The organism is Nakamurella sp., assembly GCF_044224575.1.
GTDB lineage: Bacteria > Actinomycetota > Actinomycetes > Mycobacteriales > Nakamurellaceae > Nakamurella.
The window spans coordinates 15,726-33,140 of sequence record NZ_JBGAKE010000024.1 but is presented as its reverse complement, the minus strand read 5'-3'; the positions used below and the strand labels follow the sequence as shown (position 1 = coordinate 33,140).

The 17,415-nt window shown below is 72.4% G+C and carries 17 protein-coding genes; 6 read left to right on the top strand and 11 right to left on the bottom strand.

All coding sequences use genetic code 11. From position 1 onward, the window contains the following. Nucleotides 1–275 precede the first annotated feature (275 nt). The 8 genes from ACILSK_RS21095 to ACILSK_RS21060 form a co-directional block, all read right to left on the bottom strand. Nucleotides 276–692, bottom strand: coding sequence for an Rv3654c family TadE-like protein (locus ACILSK_RS21095; protein ID WP_395729149.1), 417 nt, complete (start codon nt 690–692; stop codon nt 276–278). After that, nucleotides 689–1,009 carry a TadE family type IV pilus minor pilin gene (locus ACILSK_RS21090; RefSeq protein ID WP_395729148.1) on the bottom strand — a complete coding sequence of 107 codons (321 nt, stop codon included), beginning with the start codon at nt 1,007–1,009 and terminating at the stop codon, nt 689–691. The genes ACILSK_RS21095 and ACILSK_RS21090 overlap by 4 nt, the downstream gene beginning before the upstream one ends. A gap of 46 nt (nt 1,010–1,055) precedes the next feature. Next, nucleotides 1,056–1,229 (bottom strand): DUF4244 domain-containing protein, encoded by a 174-nt coding sequence (locus ACILSK_RS21085; protein ID WP_395729196.1) that lies wholly within the window; start codon nt 1,227–1,229, stop codon nt 1,056–1,058. Between the two features lie 460 nt (nt 1,230–1,689). Beyond that, on the bottom strand, nt 1,690–2,445 hold the full coding sequence (locus ACILSK_RS21080; RefSeq protein ID WP_395729147.1) for a type II secretion system F family protein: 756 nt from the start codon (nt 2,443–2,445) through the stop codon (nt 1,690–1,692). After that, complete coding sequence (locus ACILSK_RS21075) at nt 2,442–3,101, bottom strand: type II secretion system F family protein (protein WP_395729146.1); 660 nt, start codon at nt 3,099–3,101, stop codon at nt 2,442–2,444. Before ACILSK_RS21075 ends, ACILSK_RS21080 begins: the two co-directional genes overlap by 4 nt. Nucleotides 3,102–3,306: 205 nt before the next feature. Next, a complete protein-coding gene (locus ACILSK_RS21070; RefSeq protein ID WP_395729145.1) occupies nt 3,307–4,506 on the bottom strand; it encodes a TadA family conjugal transfer-associated ATPase in 1,200 nt (399 codons plus the stop codon). Next, complete coding sequence (gene ssd / locus ACILSK_RS21065) at nt 4,503–5,546, bottom strand: septum site-determining protein Ssd (protein ID WP_395729144.1); 1,044 nt, start codon at nt 5,544–5,546, stop codon at nt 4,503–4,505. Before ssd ends, ACILSK_RS21070 begins: the two co-directional genes overlap by 4 nt. A 1,193-nt stretch (nt 5,547–6,739) precedes the next feature. Next, nucleotides 6,740–7,537, bottom strand: a complete 798-nt coding sequence (locus ACILSK_RS21060; RefSeq protein WP_395729143.1) for an oxidoreductase — start codon at nt 7,535–7,537, stop codon at nt 6,740–6,742. A 286-nt stretch (nt 7,538–7,823) separates the two neighbouring features. Between ACILSK_RS21060 and acs the strand changes: the two genes are divergently transcribed. The 4 genes from acs to ACILSK_RS21040 all read left to right on the top strand — a co-directional run bounded on the left by acs (nt 7,824) and on the right by ACILSK_RS21040 (nt 13,300). Beyond that, nucleotides 7,824–9,791 carry an acetate--CoA ligase gene (acs, locus tag ACILSK_RS21055; protein WP_395729142.1) on the top strand — a complete coding sequence of 656 codons (1,968 nt, stop codon included), beginning with the start codon at nt 7,824–7,826 and terminating at the stop codon, nt 9,789–9,791. A gap of 412 nt (nt 9,792–10,203) precedes the next feature. Further along, the gene (locus ACILSK_RS21050; RefSeq protein ID WP_395729141.1) at nt 10,204–11,613 is read left to right on the top strand and encodes a glucose-6-phosphate dehydrogenase (NADP(+)); all 1,410 of its coding nucleotides are present in this window, start codon (nt 10,204–10,206) and stop codon (nt 11,611–11,613) included. A 215-nt stretch (nt 11,614–11,828) separates the two neighbouring features. Continuing rightward, a complete protein-coding gene (locus ACILSK_RS21045) occupies nt 11,829–12,299 on the top strand; it encodes a phage holin family protein (RefSeq protein ID WP_395729140.1) in 471 nt (156 codons plus the stop codon). After that, the gene (locus tag ACILSK_RS21040) at nt 12,296–13,300 is read left to right on the top strand and encodes an alpha/beta fold hydrolase (RefSeq protein ID WP_395729195.1); all 1,005 of its coding nucleotides are present in this window, start codon (nt 12,296–12,298) and stop codon (nt 13,298–13,300) included. The genes ACILSK_RS21045 and ACILSK_RS21040 overlap by 4 nt, the downstream gene beginning before the upstream one ends. A gap of 56 nt (nt 13,301–13,356) precedes the next feature. Here the strand turns inward: ACILSK_RS21040 and ACILSK_RS21035 are convergent, their stop codons facing one another. From ACILSK_RS21035 to nth, 3 genes are all read right to left on the bottom strand, one after another. After that, nucleotides 13,357–14,550: a MarP family serine protease gene (locus tag ACILSK_RS21035; RefSeq protein WP_395729139.1), complete on the bottom strand. Its 1,194-nt coding sequence runs from the start codon at nt 14,548–14,550 to the stop codon at nt 13,357–13,359. After that, nucleotides 14,547–15,230, bottom strand: coding sequence for an NUDIX hydrolase (locus ACILSK_RS21030; RefSeq protein ID WP_395729138.1), 684 nt, complete (start codon nt 15,228–15,230; stop codon nt 14,547–14,549). The genes ACILSK_RS21035 and ACILSK_RS21030 overlap by 4 nt, the downstream gene beginning before the upstream one ends. A 73-nt stretch (nt 15,231–15,303) precedes the next feature. Then, nucleotides 15,304–16,083 (bottom strand): endonuclease III, encoded by a 780-nt coding sequence (gene nth, locus ACILSK_RS21025; protein ID WP_395729194.1) that lies wholly within the window; start codon nt 16,081–16,083, stop codon nt 15,304–15,306. A 219-nt stretch (nt 16,084–16,302) separates the two neighbouring features. On the opposite strand from nth, the gene ACILSK_RS21020 reads away from it, so the two are divergent. Further along, the gene (locus ACILSK_RS21020) at nt 16,303–16,575 is read left to right on the top strand and encodes a hypothetical protein (RefSeq protein WP_395729137.1); all 273 of its coding nucleotides are present in this window, start codon (nt 16,303–16,305) and stop codon (nt 16,573–16,575) included. 163 nt (nt 16,576–16,738) lie between these two features. Then, nucleotides 16,739–17,413, top strand: a complete 675-nt coding sequence (locus ACILSK_RS21015; RefSeq protein WP_395729136.1) for a Crp/Fnr family transcriptional regulator — start codon at nt 16,739–16,741, stop codon at nt 17,411–17,413. Nucleotides 17,414–17,415: the final 2 nt, after the last annotated feature.

Here is a 17,415-nt window from a genome sequence, read left to right as displayed (position 1 = left end):
GATTGCCGGGGACGCCGGCGGCGGCGGAGACGAGGACGCAGACGGCGGCGACAGCGGCGGTAGCCACGGAGTCGGCGGCGGACGCGACAGCGCAGGCGGCGATGGCGGACGGCGCGCGGTAGCGGCGCAGACGGCGGCGACAGCGGCGGTAGCCACGGAGTCGGCGGCGGACGCGACAGCGCAGGCGGCGACGGCGGACGGCGGACGGCGGACACGGCGACGACGACGGCGGGGACGCCGAGAGACACTGACCCCGACCGGCAGTGGGGGCCGACCTACCCCGTGCGGATCGGCCCATCTGGTCCGGCCCGCGCCCGTCCGGCCGCCGGACCCCCGAACGCCCCACCCACCTCCGCCACGACCTCGACCAGCAGGTCCAAACCGTCCGTCCGACACCCCGTCACCGCGACGCCGTTCGCCCGCGCCACCTGATCCGCGGCGGCACAGGCGACCTCGACCCCCCGCAGCAGCTGCGCGGCCCCGGCCAGCGCGGCCAGATCGGCACCGGTCTCGGCCCGTTGCCGGGCCAGCACCGCCGCGCCCGTGTGCACGGCCAGGCCGGTGACCACCAGTAGCACCACCGCCCCGATACAGGCGACGACGGTGGCCGCGCCCCGATCCCGATCCCGATCCCGGTCACGATCCGGGCCCGCGTTCTGCCGACCGGGGGAGCGGCCGCCGACGAGCCTCACGACCCGACCCCGGCCGGTTCCCGCGCGGCCGACGCGGACGCGGAGATCACCACCCCCGGCAACAACCCGCCCACCGGGGCCACCGACACCGTCGCGGTCATCAGCTCGCCGCCGCTCACCGAGAACGCCGCCCCGGCCGGTGCGAGCCTGGAGATTGCCAGTGCCGCACCGGCCTCGTCGCCGCGGGCGGCCAGCCGGGCCGCCTCCCGGGCCGCATCGGCGCATCGCAACTGCGCCAGCAGGCAGGCGATTCCGGCCAGGCACGCCGCCAGGACCATCGCCAGGACCGCCAACCCGATCGCGGCCTCGATCGTCACGCTGCCCCGATCCGCGGCGCGACCGGCCGCCCGGCGGTCGACCATGTCAGAAGACCGACATCGCCCGATTGATGAGGTCCGTCAACCCCGCGAGCACCGAACCGCCGGTCACGATCTGGTACAGCACCGCGGCGAACGCGGCCGCCGCCACCGTGCCCACCGCGTACTCGACGGTGCTCATACCTGCGTCGGACATGTCATCGTCCGCGCCCGCCGCCACCGGGAGGCCCGCGGTCGCCGAGCCGGTCGCCGCCGGGAGGCCCGCGGTCGCCGAGCCGGTCGCCGCCGGGAGGCCCGCAGTCGCCGAGCCGGTCGCCGCCGGGAGGCCCGCAGTCGCCGAGCCGGTCGCCCCCGGGAGGCCCGCGGTCGGCGACCCGGTCGCCCCCCATCCGGGGCGCAGGCCGACGTCCGCCGGGAGCCCGCAGGGCACCGGGCAACCGAGGGCAGGCTCGCCGGCCTGCGCACCGGCGGGATCGGGCCCGCCGCTGACCCGTTCGACATCCTGCCGTTTGATCAGAGAAACCAGTTGCAGCACAGGGACCTCCGTCTCCGTCCGAGGGCGCTCTGCCCCCGCGCCCCAGCCTGATCCCACCCCGTCGTTCGCGACACCGGCTGCGGCACAATGTGGATGGAATCCGGACATGTGCACCAACGACGGGGTGAGTGAGCGCCGGCCGCGGTCAGAAGATGCTCAGCCGCTCCAGCAGGCCCAGCACCACCGGCGCCAGACCCAGGCACAGGAAGGCGGGCAGGAAGCACACGCCCAGCGGCGCCGTCATCACCACCCCGGCCCGCCCGGCCGACCGCGCGGCATCCTGCCGGGCCTCCTCCCGCAACTGCCGGCCGTGCTCGCGCACCGCATCGGCCAGCGTCGTGCCGCCTGTTGCCGACCGGCGCGCCGCGGCCGCCAGCGGAACCAGGTCCTCCTCGACATCGGCCGGTCGCCAGGCGGTATCGGCGTCGGCGCCCAGCGCAAGCATCGCCGCGACGGATTCCAGGGTGATCAACAGCTCCGCGCTCCCGGCGGGCGACGACCGACCACCCAGCACGTCGCCGACCGCCCGCAGGGCGGCCGCCATCGGCATTCCCGAGTCCAGGCACGACGCGAGCAGCTCCGCGTGCACGATCAGCAGCCGCCGTCGGGCCGCGCGCCGACGCGGTGACCCGCGCGCCGGCCACCCGCCCCGTCCGAGCCCCAGCGCGACCGCGGCGAGCAGCGCGAGCCACCACCACGACGGCGCGATCAGCGCACCGGCCAGGAACACCAGGACGGGCGGCGCGAGATGTCGCCGGCCCGGATCCGGGCGCGCGGCCGACCCACCGGGACGACGCACCCGCGGAATCTCCGGAACCACCAGCAGAGCCGTCGCGATGACGAGGGCCACCACCGCGGCGGTGGTCGCACTTGGCCAGCCCGCACCCGCGCCGCCCGTCATCGGCCGACGATCCGGGCCGACCAGAGCAGGCCGCCGCACATCAGGGCGACCCCGACCACCAGGAGAAAGTGGCCGGCCGCCGAATCGAGCAGCACTCCCACCGGGTTGACCCCCATGCCCGCGCCCAGCAGCAGGCCCATCAGCGGGAGTCCGGCCATCACATAGCCGGACATCCGCGGTCCGGCCAGCTGGGCCGCCCTCGCCTGCTCCCCGGCGACCTCGTCGGACAGCTCATCGGCGATCCCGGACACGACCCGGCCGAAGGCCACCCCGTGCCGCCGGCTGAGCAGCCACCCACTGCGCAGCACGTCCAGCACCCGATCCTCCGGCTCCGCGACGGGGTCGGTCGAGTCGCCGTCCGAACCGGATTGCATGAGCACCGCCAGCCGGCCCAGCACCTGGGCCCCGGCTCCGCGGCAGGCCCGCCCGGCGCCGTCCACCGCGGCCAGCGGGTCCGCCCCGGCCCGCAGTTCCCGGTTCAACATGCGCAGCCCGCGCAGGACATCGGGCAATGCTCGTCGACGGCGCCGCTCGGCCAGCAGCCCACGGCCGAGCAGGAGACCGGTGGCCCCGAGCATCGTCGCGGTCACCACCCCGGCGGGACCGGCGAGCGCCGCCGCCGCGAGCAACGCCGCCGCCGCGACGGCCGCGCCCACCAACCGGCCCCACGACGCCCGCGGCAGCCCCGGCCGGCGGCCGCGAACGCGCGGCGCCGGCCTCCGCCGCGGCAACGACGGCCAGCACAGCATCGCCGCCGCCAAGAGGGCCCCGGCCAGCGCGCCGGAGGCCGCGGGCCCGAAGGGGAACCCGGCCGCGATACCGACGCCGGCCGCGGCAATCCCGCATGGAATCACCGCCGGGCTACCGGACCATCCACGGCGACGGTTGCCCCCGCTCGGCCAGCAGGCTGGCCAGCTGGGCACCACCGGGTTCCACCGGCCGTCCGGCGACCACCGCCGGTGCAGCCGTGACCCAGCCGTCCGCACCCCGACCGAGCACGGCGATCTCGGCCAGCTCGCGGTGTCGTCCCGTCCGCCGCACGTGCAGGACGACCCGCACGGCCCCGGCGAGCTGCGCGTGCAGGGCCGCGCGGCCGACGCCGCCGAGCGCGCCCAGCGTCTCGAGCCGGGCAGGCACATCGCCGGCGGTGTTCGCGTGCACCGTCCCGGCGCCGCCTTCATGACCGGTGTTCAGCGCGGCGAGCAGGTCGACCACCTCGGCTCCCCGCACCTCCCCCACCACCAACCGGTCCGGTCGCATCCGTAGTGCCTGCCGAACCAGATCGCGCAGCGAGATGGTGCCCGCGCCTTCCACATTGGCCTGCCGGGCGACCAGCCGCACCAGGTGCGGGTGTGGCGGTCGAAGCTCCTCCGCGTCCTCCACGGTGACCACCCGCTCGTGCTCCGGCACGGCCGCGAGCATTGCCGAGAGCAGGGTCGTCTTGCCCGACCCGGTCCCGCCCGACACCAGGAACGCGAGCCGGGCGTCCAGCACCGCCTGCACCACCGCCCGCGCGCAGCCGGGCAGGCTGCCCGCCTCGGCCAGGGCGGCCAGATCATGCCGGGCGGGTCGCAACACCCGTAGGGACAGGCAGGTTCCGGAGGCGGCGATCGGGGCGAGGACCGCGTGCAGCCGGGTGCCGTCGACGAGCCGGCCGTCGACGTGCGGATGGGCGTCGTCGAGCCGCCGGCCGGCGGCCGTGGCGAGTCGCCGGGCCAGCCGTTGCACGCCGGCCTCGTCGGCGAACCGGATCGGCGCGGGCTCCCAGCCCGCCCCGCGGTCGACCCGGACGTCAGCCGGCCCGTTCACCACCACATCGGTGGTCGCCGGATCGGCGAGCAGGTCGGCCAGCGGACCGGCGCCGACCAGCTCACGCTGCAACTGACGGATCAACTGCAGCATCTGTGCATCACTGCTCAGCACGGTCGAATCGGCCCGCAGCGCGTCCGCCAGGGCCTGCGGATCGGGGGCCTGGCCACGATCGGCCAGCCGTCGCTGCACCCGTTCGATGATCGACTCGGTCAGTACCGCATCCGGTGACCTCCAGCGCGCGCCGGTCACCGCCGGGCATCCAGTTCGGTCAGGACCCGGTCGGCCGCCTTGACCAGCGGGCGGCGACGCCCGGTGGCCAGGGACAGTCCGAACTCGAGTTCCTGGGCCAGTCCCGGTTCCGCGCGCATCTGGGCGAGCAGCGGCAGCTCCAGCAGGTCGGCCAGTTCGGTGGCGCCCAGACCGCACGGCGACGGTCCCCGCACTACCAGCGCCGCATCGACGGCGAATTCGCGCAGCCGCGCCCGCACCCGCTGCGCGGCCCAGCACGCCCGCACGTCGGCCGGCGCGATCAGCACCACCAGGTCGCACCGCTCGAGCACCCGGTCGGGCGCCGGCCCTGGCGGCCGGGGTAGGTCGACGACGGTGGTGCCACCGCCGCGCCGGCCCGCATCGATCACCACGTCCACCGCCTCCGGATCGAGGTCTGCGGACGCCTCCCGGCGGTGGGTCAGGACCGAGATCGCGGACCCGCCGACCCGGACCCTCGGGATGGCCCGCGTCAGCTCCTCCATCGGTAACCGGCCGGCCGGCGCGGACAGGTCGGTCCACCGCAGGCCGGGGTCACCTTCCACGCCGAGAACGACGTCGAGCCCGGCACCCCAGGGATCGCAGTCCAGCAACAACGACGACCGGCCCGTCCGCGCGGCCGTGAAGGCGAGGGCGCCGGCGAAGACCGACGCCCCGGCGCCGCCGCAGGCCCCGATGACGGCGACACAACGCCCGTCACCCGACGGTTCGTCGCGGGCGTCGGCCAGCAGCTCGATCAGTTCGACCTCGGAGCCGTGGACCGCGATCGACCGCTCGACGCCGAGGGCGATGCACGACGGCCAGATCGAATCGGGCGGCTCCGCGTCGAACACGACGATCACGCCGGGCCGGCGCGGCAGGCCCGCGGCGACGGCCGCGGGCACTTGCACCGCGTCGATCAGCACCATCGACGACGAGCGCCATTGCGCACGCGAGCCGACGTCCCGGCTGTGGGCGACGTCCACCCGGGCGGCCGCGGCGACCCGAAGCAGTTCATCGAGCAATGCGTCGTCCGCCGTCACGATGAGCGGCCGGCCTCCCACCACGGTCCCCGCCTCCGGTCAGGTCGTTCGAATACGACCATCACCGTTCATCGGGGAGGGCTCTGCCGGCCACCGGGTCGCCCGGAATGTTGATGGAATCCGGACATGTGGACTAATCCGCGGGCCAGTGGATGAGGGCGCTTCCGACCGCAGGATCGTCAGGGCGGCCGCACGGGCCACAGTGAAGCGGCCAGCCGCACGAGACAGAAAGTGAAGGACCGCCCGGTCCGAGATAGAGGGCGGCCCCCGCCAGGGGGGAGGGCGGGGGCCGCAAGGGTTCAGCTCCGGGGGGTTGAGCTGAACCGGGGTCGGTTCCGGGGGGGTGGAAACCGACTCCCTCACTGTAGACCCGTCACCGTCACTTCGTCACGTGTTGACGAGGCACATCTCGCCAGGGATCTTCATTCCCGATACAGCGAGACACAATCGGGTGCATCTGAATCGGTCATGGCCTCTCACCCGCCTCAGGCATGTTGCCCTCGCCCCCGCGCGCAGGTATCACTGTGTCAGGGACCGCTGCAGGGCCAGAGGCGGAGTGAAGAGAAACCCCGTCAACCCCCTGTTGTGCTCCCCGCGCAGACGCCGGAACCCACTCACCGCTATAAGCCGCGGGAGGTACGTCGTCAGGGTCATTCGCGATGGACGCGGTGCCCGTCACGACGAGTCGTGGTGAGCTTGGTAGCTGGTCAGCCTGCGCAGACGGCGTCCGACCCCCGGGTCGGGCGCCGTCTTTCACTTCCGGTCGCGGCGCGCCTTACGCCGGCTCGGGAGGCCGCGCGGGGGGCAGCGACGCCTGTTCGGGCCGGCCCGCAGGAGTGGGTGCGGTGCCGGCCGCCTGCCACCGACCGGGCCGAAACAGATCCCCGAGACGGGCCCTCGCCGGGCCCGATCTTGTCGCCCGAGCGTCGACTTGCCGCAGGTTCGGCCGCCTCGGCAGCACACCGCCCACGCCACGGACCGACGACGACCACGACAGGTCCTTCAGAATTTCACCCGAACAGACGTAATGCCCGGTGGCCGTTTGGGTGTCGCCCTTCGCGACTGAGCGTAGCAGGCGGTTACCTTATGCAGCCGCATCGACCGACCGGCGCCGACCGGGTCCCGATCGGCGCTCCCCAGGTAGAAGTTAGAACACATCTTAGCGAATTGCCCGATTTGTACAATACGATCCGCTATTCGGATCCATCCGGGAAATTCCTGGGAGCACGCGGAGATTCCTCTGTGGACGCCCGAGCCACGCCGGCCCCTTCGGCCGCACCACGGTCCAGGGCCTCGCAGACGTGGACCACCCACGCGTCAACTCCCTCGGCGCCCTTGGCGTACTCGGCCAGCCCGGACCGGTATCCGGCCCGCGTTCGCAGGTGCGCGACCTCGGGCACCGACCAGCCGGCCGGGTCGAGGCCCGTCGCCACCATGGTCAGCCTCGCCGCCGCCCGGGCGACGACCCCGTCGGCGGACCCGAACGGCTCCAGCACGGCCAGTTCGCCGTGCACGATCGCCACCATCACCGGGGCCGGCCACGGGGAACGCACCACCAGATCGGCCAGGGCAGCCAGGCGACCGCTGACCAGATCGGGCCGGTCCGGGTCGGCCCGGGGCCGCCCGAGATCGTCGGCGGCCACCAGGTCGGCGGCGGCCAACGTGTGCAGCCGGGCCAGCACCTGCCGCGGCGCCCGCCGCCACGTGCCGACCAGACCATCGAGTGCGGCCGCGGCCCGCACGGCTCCCGCCAGCACCGGGTCGGCGATCGTGGCGCCGGCCGGGTCCAGGCCCAGCGGCGCCCCGGCCAACGCCGCCGATGCGCGCGCCGCCCGCATCGACGCGGCGGCGGCGACCCGGCCGGTCCGGTCCCGTACGCCACGGGGGCCGTTCAACCGGGCCAGGGCGGCCCGCGCGGCGTCGACGGCGTCCCGCACGTCGGCCGAGCCGGCCGGCCAGTCCGGCCGGTCCGCTTGCCATGGCGCCGTCATGCCGTCAACCCTCCGATGGATCAGGTCGGATCCTTGTCGTTCGATCAGTTACCCCGCGTGGAAATTGTTGCGACAGTAGGTGGCGGATGACGTCTGTCGTGCCAGATCTGCCGCCTACCGCACCACACCTGCCGCCCGGCGACATGACGTGGCAGGCTGGTCGGGCAGACGGTTACGTTCGGGCGGCAATTCTGCACCCTCCGGACGACCTGGTCACCAGCCCTCGGCTGCGTGCTGGAACAGGACAGCCGTCACCCGACATCGCCGTCACCCGAGGAGACACCCTGTGAGCGACACGAGTTCCCAGACGCTGGACAACCTGCTGGCCGAGGACAGGACGTTCCCGCCGTCCGACGAGTTCGCGGCCCAGGCGAACCTGCAGGCCGAGGCGTACGACCGCGCGAACGCGGATCCGGACGCCTTCTGGGCGGAGCAGGCCAACCGCTTGTCCTGGAGCACGCCGTTCTCCACCGTGCTGGATTGGTCCGACGCACCGCACGCCAAGTGGTTCGCCGACGGCAAGCTGAATGTCGCCTACAACTGTGTGGACCGGCACGTCGAGGCCGGCAACGGCGACACCGTCGCGATCCACTGGGAGGGCGAGCCCGGCGACGCCCGCACCATCACCTACGCCGAGCTCCAGGAGGAGGTCAGCCGGACCGCCAACGCGCTGGCCTCGCTGGGCCTGCGGGCCGGGGACCGCGTCGCCATCTACCTTCCGATGATCCCGGAAGCCGTGTTCTCGATGCTGGCCTGCGCCCGTCTGGGCCTGGCCCATTCGGTCGTGTTTGCCGGCTTCTCCGCCGAGGCGCTGCGCTCCCGTATCGGCGACGCGCAGGCCCGCCTGGTCATCACCGCCGACGGCCAGTACCGCCGGGGCACCGCGGTGCCGCTGAAGACGGCGGTGGACGAGGCGGTCGAGGCGGACGACTCCCCGGTGGAGAAGGTATTGGTGGTCAAGCGGACCGGCATCGACATCGAGTGGACGAGCAAGGACGTCTGGTGGGACGACCTGGTGGCCGGCCAGCCGGCCGAGCACACGCCGGAGGCATTCGACGCGGAGCAGCCGCTGTTCATCCTGTACACGTCCGGCACCACCGGAAAGCCCAAGGGCATCCTGCACACCTCGGGCGGATACCTGACCCAGGCCGCCTACACGCACTGGGCTGTGTTCGACTACAAGCCGGGCGACGTCTACTGGTGCACCGCCGACATCGGTTGGGTGACCGGCCATTCCTACATCGTGTACGGGCCGCTGGCCAACGGGGCCACCGAGGTGATCTACGAGGGCACGCCCAACTCCCCGCACGAGGGCCGGCACTGGGAGATCATCGATAAGTACGGCGTGACCATCTACTACACGGCGCCTACTCTCATCCGAACCTTCATGAAGTGGGGCGCCGACATCCCGGCGAAGTACGACCTGGGCTCCCTGCGTGTGCTCGGCAGCGTCGGCGAGCCGATCAATCCCGAGGCGTGGATGTGGTACCGCCAGAACGTCGGCCACGACAACTGCCCGATCGTGGACACCTGGTGGCAGACCGAGACGGGCGGCATCATGATCAGCCCGCTGCCCGGCGTCACCGCCAGCAAGCCCGGTTCGGCGATGACTGCCCTACCCGGCATCAGCGCCACGATCGTCAACGACGAGGGCGTGCCCGTCGGCAAGGGCGAGGGCGGCTACCTGGTGATCGACCGGCCGTGGCCGGCCATGCTGCGCACCATCTTCGGCGACGACGAGCGCTTCAAGGACACCTACTGGTCGCGATTCGCCGCCCAGGGCTACTACTTCGCCGGTGACGGTGCCAAGTACGACACCGACGGCGCGCTGTGGCTTCTCGGCCGGGTGGACGACGTGATGAACGTGTCCGGGCACCGCATCTCGACCACCGAGGTCGAGTCGGCGTTGGTCTCGCACCCGTCGGTGGCCGAGGCTGCCGTGGTCGGCGCGGCCGATGAGATGACCGGCCAGGGCATCGTCGCGTTCGTCATCCTGCGTGGGGCCACCGACAGTGCGGATCAGGACGCGCTGGTCGAGACGCTGAAGAAGCACGTGGCCAAGGAGATCGGGCCGATCGCCAAGCCCAAGCGGATCCTGGTCGTGCCGGAGCTGCCCAAGACCCGGTCGGGCAAGATCATGCGCCGGCTGCTGCGGGACATCGCCGAGAACCGCGCCGTCGGCGACGCGACCACCCTGCAGGACTCCAACGTGCTGAACCTGATCTCGTCCGGCCTGTCCGGCGGCAAGTCCTGACCGCCGCCTGACGCCGGTCCCCCCACGGTGCGCTGATCAAACCCGCGCCTGACGCCGGATTCGTCCGGTTTCCTGACGGGTTTGATCAGCGAAGCCGGGTGCGTCCCTGACGTTCGCTGATCAAACCCGCGTCCGCTGCCGGATTCGTCGGATTCTGCTGCGGCTTTGATCAGCGAACCCGGGTGCGGGCCCGGGATTGATCAGCGAACCCGGGTGCGGGCCCGGGATTGATCAGCGAACCCGGGCGCGGGCCCGGCTTTGATCAGCGAACCCGGGCGCGGGCCCGGGATTGATCAGCGAACAAGGGTGCCAGCCGGCGGCCGGGTCGGGCGGCGGGGGCCGCTCACCCCGGACGGGTGACGCCCCGCCGGCCGGATCACGCGGGAATCGTCGCAGCGGTAGCGTCACCGCCATGGCCCAGCTGACCCGTCCCGATGCGCCGGTGATCATCGTCCTCTTCGGAGCCACCGGTGACCTGGCCAAACGAATGGTATTGCCGGCGTTCTACACGCTGGCCGAAGAGCATCTGATGCCCGAGGACTACCTGCTGATCGGCACCGGCCGCGGCCAGGTGTCCGACGAGCAGTTCGCCCAGCACATCCACGACGCGTTGGCCGAGTTCGCCACCGCACCCAAGCCCGACGAGTGGGCGCGGTTCAGCTCCCGGGTGCGATTCGCCGGCGGCGGCTTCACCGTGGAGGATCCCGGCGAGCTGGTCGACGCCGTCGCCAAGGCCCGCCAGGAACTCGGCGAGAATGCCCAGCTGATCAACTACCTCGCGGTGCCCCCGGTGGCCTTCCAGGGCTTCACGGCGGCCATCGGCGCCCATGGGCTGGCCAAAGACTGCCGGGCCGTCTACGAGAAGCCGTTCGGCAGCTCCCCCAGCGACTTCCGCGTACTCAACGCCGCCGTCCACGACGTGCTCGACGAGTCGCAGGTGTACCGGATCGACCACTTCCTGGGCAAGGAGGCGACCCAGGACCTGCACGTCCTGCGGTTCGCCAATAGCCTGTTCGCGAACGCCTGGGACGCCGAGCACATCGAGTCCGTGCAGATCGACGCGCCGGAGACCCTGGACATCGACGATCGGGCCGGCTTCTACGACGCCACCGGCGCCATGCTCGACATGATGATCACCCACCTGTTCCAGGTGGCCGCCGAGGTGGCGATGGAGCGACCGGCCGGCATGGGCGCCGACGATCTGCAGTCGGCCCGTGAGGAGGTCATCGGCTGCTTCCGGCCGTTGGACCCGGCCGAAGTGGTGCTCGGCCAGTACGACGGCTACCGGGACGTACCGGGCATCGCGAAGGACTCCACCACCGACACCTTCGTCGCCGCCCGGATGTGGGTGGACAACGACCGGTGGCGTGGCGTGCCGTTCCTCATGCGGACCGGCAAGCGGATGGCCGAGTCGACCCAACGGGTCAGCGTGGTGCTCAGGACGCCGGCCGACGCGCCCTTCGACGTGCCCCCGGACGGCGGCGTGCTGTCCTTCTCGCTGGCCGGGAACGGCGCGGTCGACCTGTCGATGGTGGTCAAGGAGCCGGGTCCGGGCCTGTCCCTGGTGGTCAGTGACGCGTCCATCGTGCTCGGCGACGTCGAGGGTGCGGATGCCCTTCCGCCGTACGTCCGGCTGATCCACGACGTGCTGATCGGCGACCGGTCGCTGTTCACCCGGCCGGACGGGCTGGCCAGCGCCTGGAACGTGCTGCAGCCGATCCTGGACCACCCGCCGGCGGTCCAGCCGTACCCGCAGGGCAGCTGGGGACCGGCGGCCGCGGCCGAGCTGGCCACGCCCGGACGGTGGCTGCTCGGCCAGTAGACGGCCCTGAGCGGTACCCCACCCGGGCGGGCATGGCACGATGAACCCCGCCACGATCGCGGCGGTCACCGAAGGTGTACCGGCGACGGCTCGGGGTACCAACCAGACCGGTGCTTTCGCCGCCACCGTGACCGGCCAGCCGGCACGGGCAGCGTGCGGGGCACCAGCCTCCGACCGGGCGACCGGTCGGACCGTCGACCATGGAGGAGAGGGTTGTGACGACTCCGGGGAGCCCGCCGAACCAATTCACCGTTCCGGGGTCGACCGGCGCCCAGATCCCGCTCGTCACCGAGCCGGCCGTGGACCGCAATGCCTCCATGGGTGCCCTGGTCAAGGACGTCACGACGCACATGTCGACGCTGGTGCGCTCGGAGATCGAGCTCGCCAAGCTGGAGATCACCCAGTCCGTCAAGACCGGTGCCACCGGCGGGGCGTTCTTCGCGGTCGCGGCCGTCATCGGCGCGTTCTCGATGTTCTTCTTCTGGTTCATGGTCGCCTGGATCCTGGCCATCTGGCTGCCGACCTGGGCGGCGTTCACCATCGTCTTCTTCGTCATGGTCCTGATGGCCGGTCTGTTCGCCTTCCTCGGCCTGCGCAAGGTGAAGAAGGTCCGCAAACCGGAGAAGACCATTGCCTCCCTCGAGGCGACGGCGGCCGCTCTGAAGACCGCGGCCACCGGTTCCTGACCGGCGAACGGACCGGCGAGCTGACCAGCGTCCCCGACCACCCCGAGCGCGCGCCCATCGGTCGACCGGGCAAGAGCCGCTCCCCTGTCGGCGCGTCGGTCCGGGACGAGGGGCCGTGGGAACACCGTGACGTCAGCGCGAACGGCATCCGCTTCCACATCGCCGAGGCCGGGACCGGACCGCTGGTCGTCCTGCTGCACGGATTCGGCCAGTACTGGCGGTCCTGGCGGTACCAGCTTCCGGGTGTCGCGGCCGCCGGGTTCCGGGTCGTGGCGCCCGATCTGCGGGGCTACGGCGACACCGACAAGACCCAGCGCGGCTACGACGCGTTCACCCTGGCCGACGACGTCGCCGGGTTGGTCCGATCGCTCGGCGAGCGGGACGCGGTGCTGGTCGGGCACGGCTACGGCGGTGTCACGGCGTTCAACACGGCGGTGATGAAACCGGACCAGGTCCGTGGGGTGGTGGCCATCGCCGCCCCCCACCCGATCCGGATGGCCCGGGTGCGCCGGCCGGTGCGCTCGGACCGGTACGGCCGGTTGCTGTCCTGGGCGTCGATCCCGTTCTATCCCGAGCGGCGGTTGGCCGCCGCGAACGGGGCGATGCTCGAGCGGATCATCCGGTCCCAGTCCGGCCCGGTCTGGAAGGCGTCCCGCGACTTCACCGACCAGGTGGCCCGGATGCGGTCGGCGATCCGGATCCCCGGGGCGGCCCGCGGCGCGGTCGAGCATCTGCGGTGGGTGGCCCGCTCACCGCTGCGCACCGACGGTCACCGGCACCGGGAGGCGTTGACGCGGCCGGTCACCGCACCGGTGCTGCACGTCGTCGGCGACGCCGACCGGTTCACCCCGGCGACGGCGCTGGCCGACGCCCGCGAACAGTGCACCGGCTGGTACACCCTGTCCACCGTCCGGGGCGTCGGCCACTACCCCGCCGAGGAGGCGCCGGACCTGGTCACCCGGCTGATCATCGGCCACGCGACGCGCGCGCAGCAGCCCTGAGTCCGCGCCGGCAACCCTGACCGCGGACCGGCACCCCCGACGCAGGACCGGCCCGCCTACGCGGCGGTGCAGCTCTGCGTGGACGCCGCGGTATCGTCCGCGAGGCCGGCCCGCACCACCGGCGCAACCTCCGCCGCGGTGAGCGCGAACCCCACGTCGGTCTCGTCGATCGCCGCGCCGAAGATCACGCCGAGCACCGTCCCGTCCGGGGCCAGCAGCGGACCTCCGGAATTGCCCGGCCGGACCTGCGCCCGGAGCGTGTACACCTCGCGGGTCACGGTGGAGTTCGAGTAGATGTTGGGCCCCCGGAGCTGGATGGTCGACCGGACCCGGGCCGGCGTCAGCGTGTACGGGCCGTCCAGCGGGAACCCGGCGACGATCGCGTCGTCGCCGGACGCCGCCGGAGACGACGCGAACGTGAGCGCCGGTGCGGTCAGGTCGGGCACATCGAGCACGGCCAGGTCGGTCTGCGGGTCGTAGAGAACGACGGTGGCGTCGAGGTTGCCCGAGCCGGTCTCCACCACCGCCCGGTCCGACCCGGCCACCACGTGCGCGTTCGTCATCACCTTCCCGCGGCCGATGACGAAGCCGGTGCCCTCCATCCGCCGTGCGCAGGATTCCGCGACCGCGCGGACCTTGAGGATCGACGCGCCGGCCGCGTCCACCCCGGCCGACGACACCACCTGCTGGTTCGGCGGATCCACCGCGGTGTTCGGGGTGGGGGCCAGCGGGTCCAGGATGGCCGGAAAGCCCGAGCTGTTGAACACCTCACGGAGCCGGGCCGACAGGTCCTGGGCCTGGCTGGGGATGACGTCGTCGACCTTGCCGAGGACCGCCGAGCCGCGGATGGCGGAGGACAGCGCGGGGAACGGTACGGCGGCCAGCGGCACCGCGATCAGCCAGATGACCAGCAGCACCGCCAACGCATTGCCGAACAGGCCGAGGGTGCGGTCCACCGCCTGCGCCGGCCGCCAGTCGATCTTGCGCGAGATCGCCCGGCCGACGGTCGACCCGGCGATCTCCCCCACGCCGACCCCGACGATCACGCAGGCGATGCCGATGGCGATCTTGGCCGTGGCGTCCTGTACCAGTCCCATCAGCGACGGGGCGAGCCAGATCGCCACGATCGCCCCGGCGATCGCGGTGACCAGGGTGAAGATGGCGGTGATGAAGCCCTGCCGGTATCCCGCGATGGCCGCGGCCACGACCAGCAGCACCACGATCACGTCGACGACGTTGAAGCCGGTCATGAGAACCCCGGCAGATGGAACAGGCGTTGCCGGTCCCACGGTTGGGACCAGCCCCCCAGCTCGAGCAACGAGTCGACCAGCCCGGCGGTGAATCCCCACACCAACAGGTCGGCGACCCGGAACGCCGGCCCCATCCAGCCGTTGGACAGCCGCACCTGGCCGCGGTTGGCCGGATCGACCAGCTCGGTCACCGGCACCCGGGCCACCGCCGCGGTCTCGGCCGGGTCGACCGCCCGCACATCGCCCGGCTCGCGCCAGTAGGCCAGCACCGGGCTGACCAGGAAGCTGGACGGGGTCAGGAACAGGTCCGGCAACAGCGCCACCGGCAGCACCGACGCCGGGTCCAGGCCGGTCTCTTCCTGGCCTTCCCGCAAGGCCGCCTCGACGACGCCCTCGCCGGGGTCGATCGACCCACCCGGGAAGGCGGGCTGGCCGGCATGCGACCGCATGCTGGCGGCCCGCTCGGTGAGCAGCAGGTCCGGGCCGAGCGGTCCGTCACCGAACAGCATCAGGACCGAGCCGCGGCGGGCCGACGGCGGGGCCAGACCGCTCAACTGCGCGATCGGACCGGGCAGCCGATGCCCGTCCACCGATCGGGTCAGCGCACTCATCCACGCCGGCAGACCGGACAGGTCGTCGATCAACAGCCGGCCCGCCACCAGCGGCTCCGCCTCGGTCATCCCGCGGTCCATTCCACCGCCGACGGCCGCCCGGACCAGCGCGTCGCCGTCCGGGCCGCGATCGCCGACGCGGTCACGGACGCAGCCCGACCAGGCCGAGCACATGCTCCCGCTCGGGCCCGACGATCAGCGCGGCCGCGGCCTCCGGTTCGACCACGCCGGCGCCGGCCCCGAACGCCGGGCACAGGGGCGCCAGGAAGCACGCTCCGCAGGCCGGCTTCTTCGCGTGGCAGACGCGGCGGCCGTGGAAGATCGTCCGGTCGGAGAACAAGGTCCACTGCGCCTTGGGCAGCTGCGCGCTCAGCTCCGCCTCGATCTTCACCGGGTCCGTCTGGGAGGTCAGACCCCACCGGGTGACCAGGCGCGTCACATGGGTGTCCACCGTGATGCCCGGCACGCCGAACGCGTGGCCGAGCACGACGTTGGCCGTCTTGCGGCCGAACCCGGGCAGCGTGACCAGCTCGGCCAGCGTTCCCGGGAGCTCCCCGTCGAAGCGCTCCACCAGGGCCTGGCCCAGCCCGATCAGCGAGGTGGTCTTGTTCCGGAAGAAGCCGGTGGACTTGATCATGTCCTCGAGCTCGCCGCGGGACGCCGAGGCGTAGTCCGCCGCCGTGCGGTACCGCGCGAACAGCGCCGGCGTGACCATGTTCACCCGCGCGTCGGTCGACTGCGCAGACAGGATGGTCGCGACGGCCAGCTCCAGCGGGGTGGTGAAGTCGAGTTCGCAATGGGCGTCGGGGTACCCGAGCGCCAATTGACCGTCCAGTTGACGGGCCCGGCGAGTGCGAGCCAGCGGCGTCGCCGGAGGTTTGACCCGCTTCCCGACCCGGCCCGGCGCACCGCCGCTGACCACGCTGTTGACCACGTTGCCAGGTTGCCACAACGCTCTGACGTTCAGCGCCCGCCCGGGTTGTCCGGTCCGGCAGCACGGCGGGACTCCGGCCGGCCGATCGCACCGTGGCCCCGACAGCCCGCGAGACTCCGGCGGCGGGACCGCGGACACCAGGGCGGCACCGAATTGCTCCGCGCCGTCCTTGGGTCGCCGGGAGCGATGGGGGATGATGAGCGCATCATGACGGTCTTTCTGGTGCTGCTGATCCCGCTGCTGCTGATGGTGTTCGCGCTGCTGATGGAGCGCCTGGAACGCCGGCTGAAGACGGCCACCGTCAGCGAGGCCGACGTGCAGGAATTCCTGGACACGGCCAAGCCGGAGGAGGTCAACACCTTCATCCGGGAGGGCTGGACGAAGGCGTTCGCCAAATTCCGGTTGCGGCGGCGGCCGCGGCTGCGCCGCCGGCAGCGGGACAACGGCAAGGAATCGTCCGGCACGGCCTCGGAACTCTGAATCCCCGAATCGCGACCTGTGATCGGCCTTCCGCTCCGCGGGACCGGCCGCCCGTCCGGCGAGAGCCGGGCCGACCCCACCCCCTAGACTGTGCTCTGCGTCTCAGCCGGTCCGGCTCGGCGGAACCGCGCTGACCCAGCTGGGGGAATGATCGGAGGACAGGGTGGAAGAAACGCTCGCGAAGGCCGGGATCTTCCAAGGGGTGGACCCGGATTCGGCGACCGCCCTGGCGTCTCAGCTGGAGACCATCGAGTACGCGCGCGGCAGCGCCATCTTCTCCGAGGGTGAGCTGGGCGACCGGTTGTTCATCATCCTGTCCGGCAAGGTCAAGCTCGGCCGCCACTCCCCGGATGGTCGGGAGAACCTGCTCGCCGTGATGGGCCCATCGGACATGTTCGGTGAGCTGTCGGTGTTCGACCCTGGTCCGCGGACGTCGTCGGCGACCGCGGTCACCGACGTCCGGCTCGGCACGATGGACCGGGACGGCCTGCGGGAGTGGATCGGCAAGCGCCCCGAGATCGCCGAACAGTTGCTGCGGGTGCTGGCCCGCCGGCTGCGCCGGACCAACAACGCGCTGGCCGACCTCATCTTCACCGACGTCCCCGGCCGGGTCGCCAAGGCGCTGCTGCAGCTGGCCCGCCAGTTCGGTCAGCAGGAGGGCGGGCACCTGCGGGTGACCCACGACCTCACCCAGGAAGAACTCGCCCAGCTCGTCGGCGCGTCCCGGGAGACGGTGAACAAGGCCCTGGCCGACTTCGGGCACCGCGGCTGGTTGCGCCTCGAGGGCAAGAGCGTCGTGCTGCTGGACACCGAACGGCTGGTTCGCCGGGCCCGCTGATC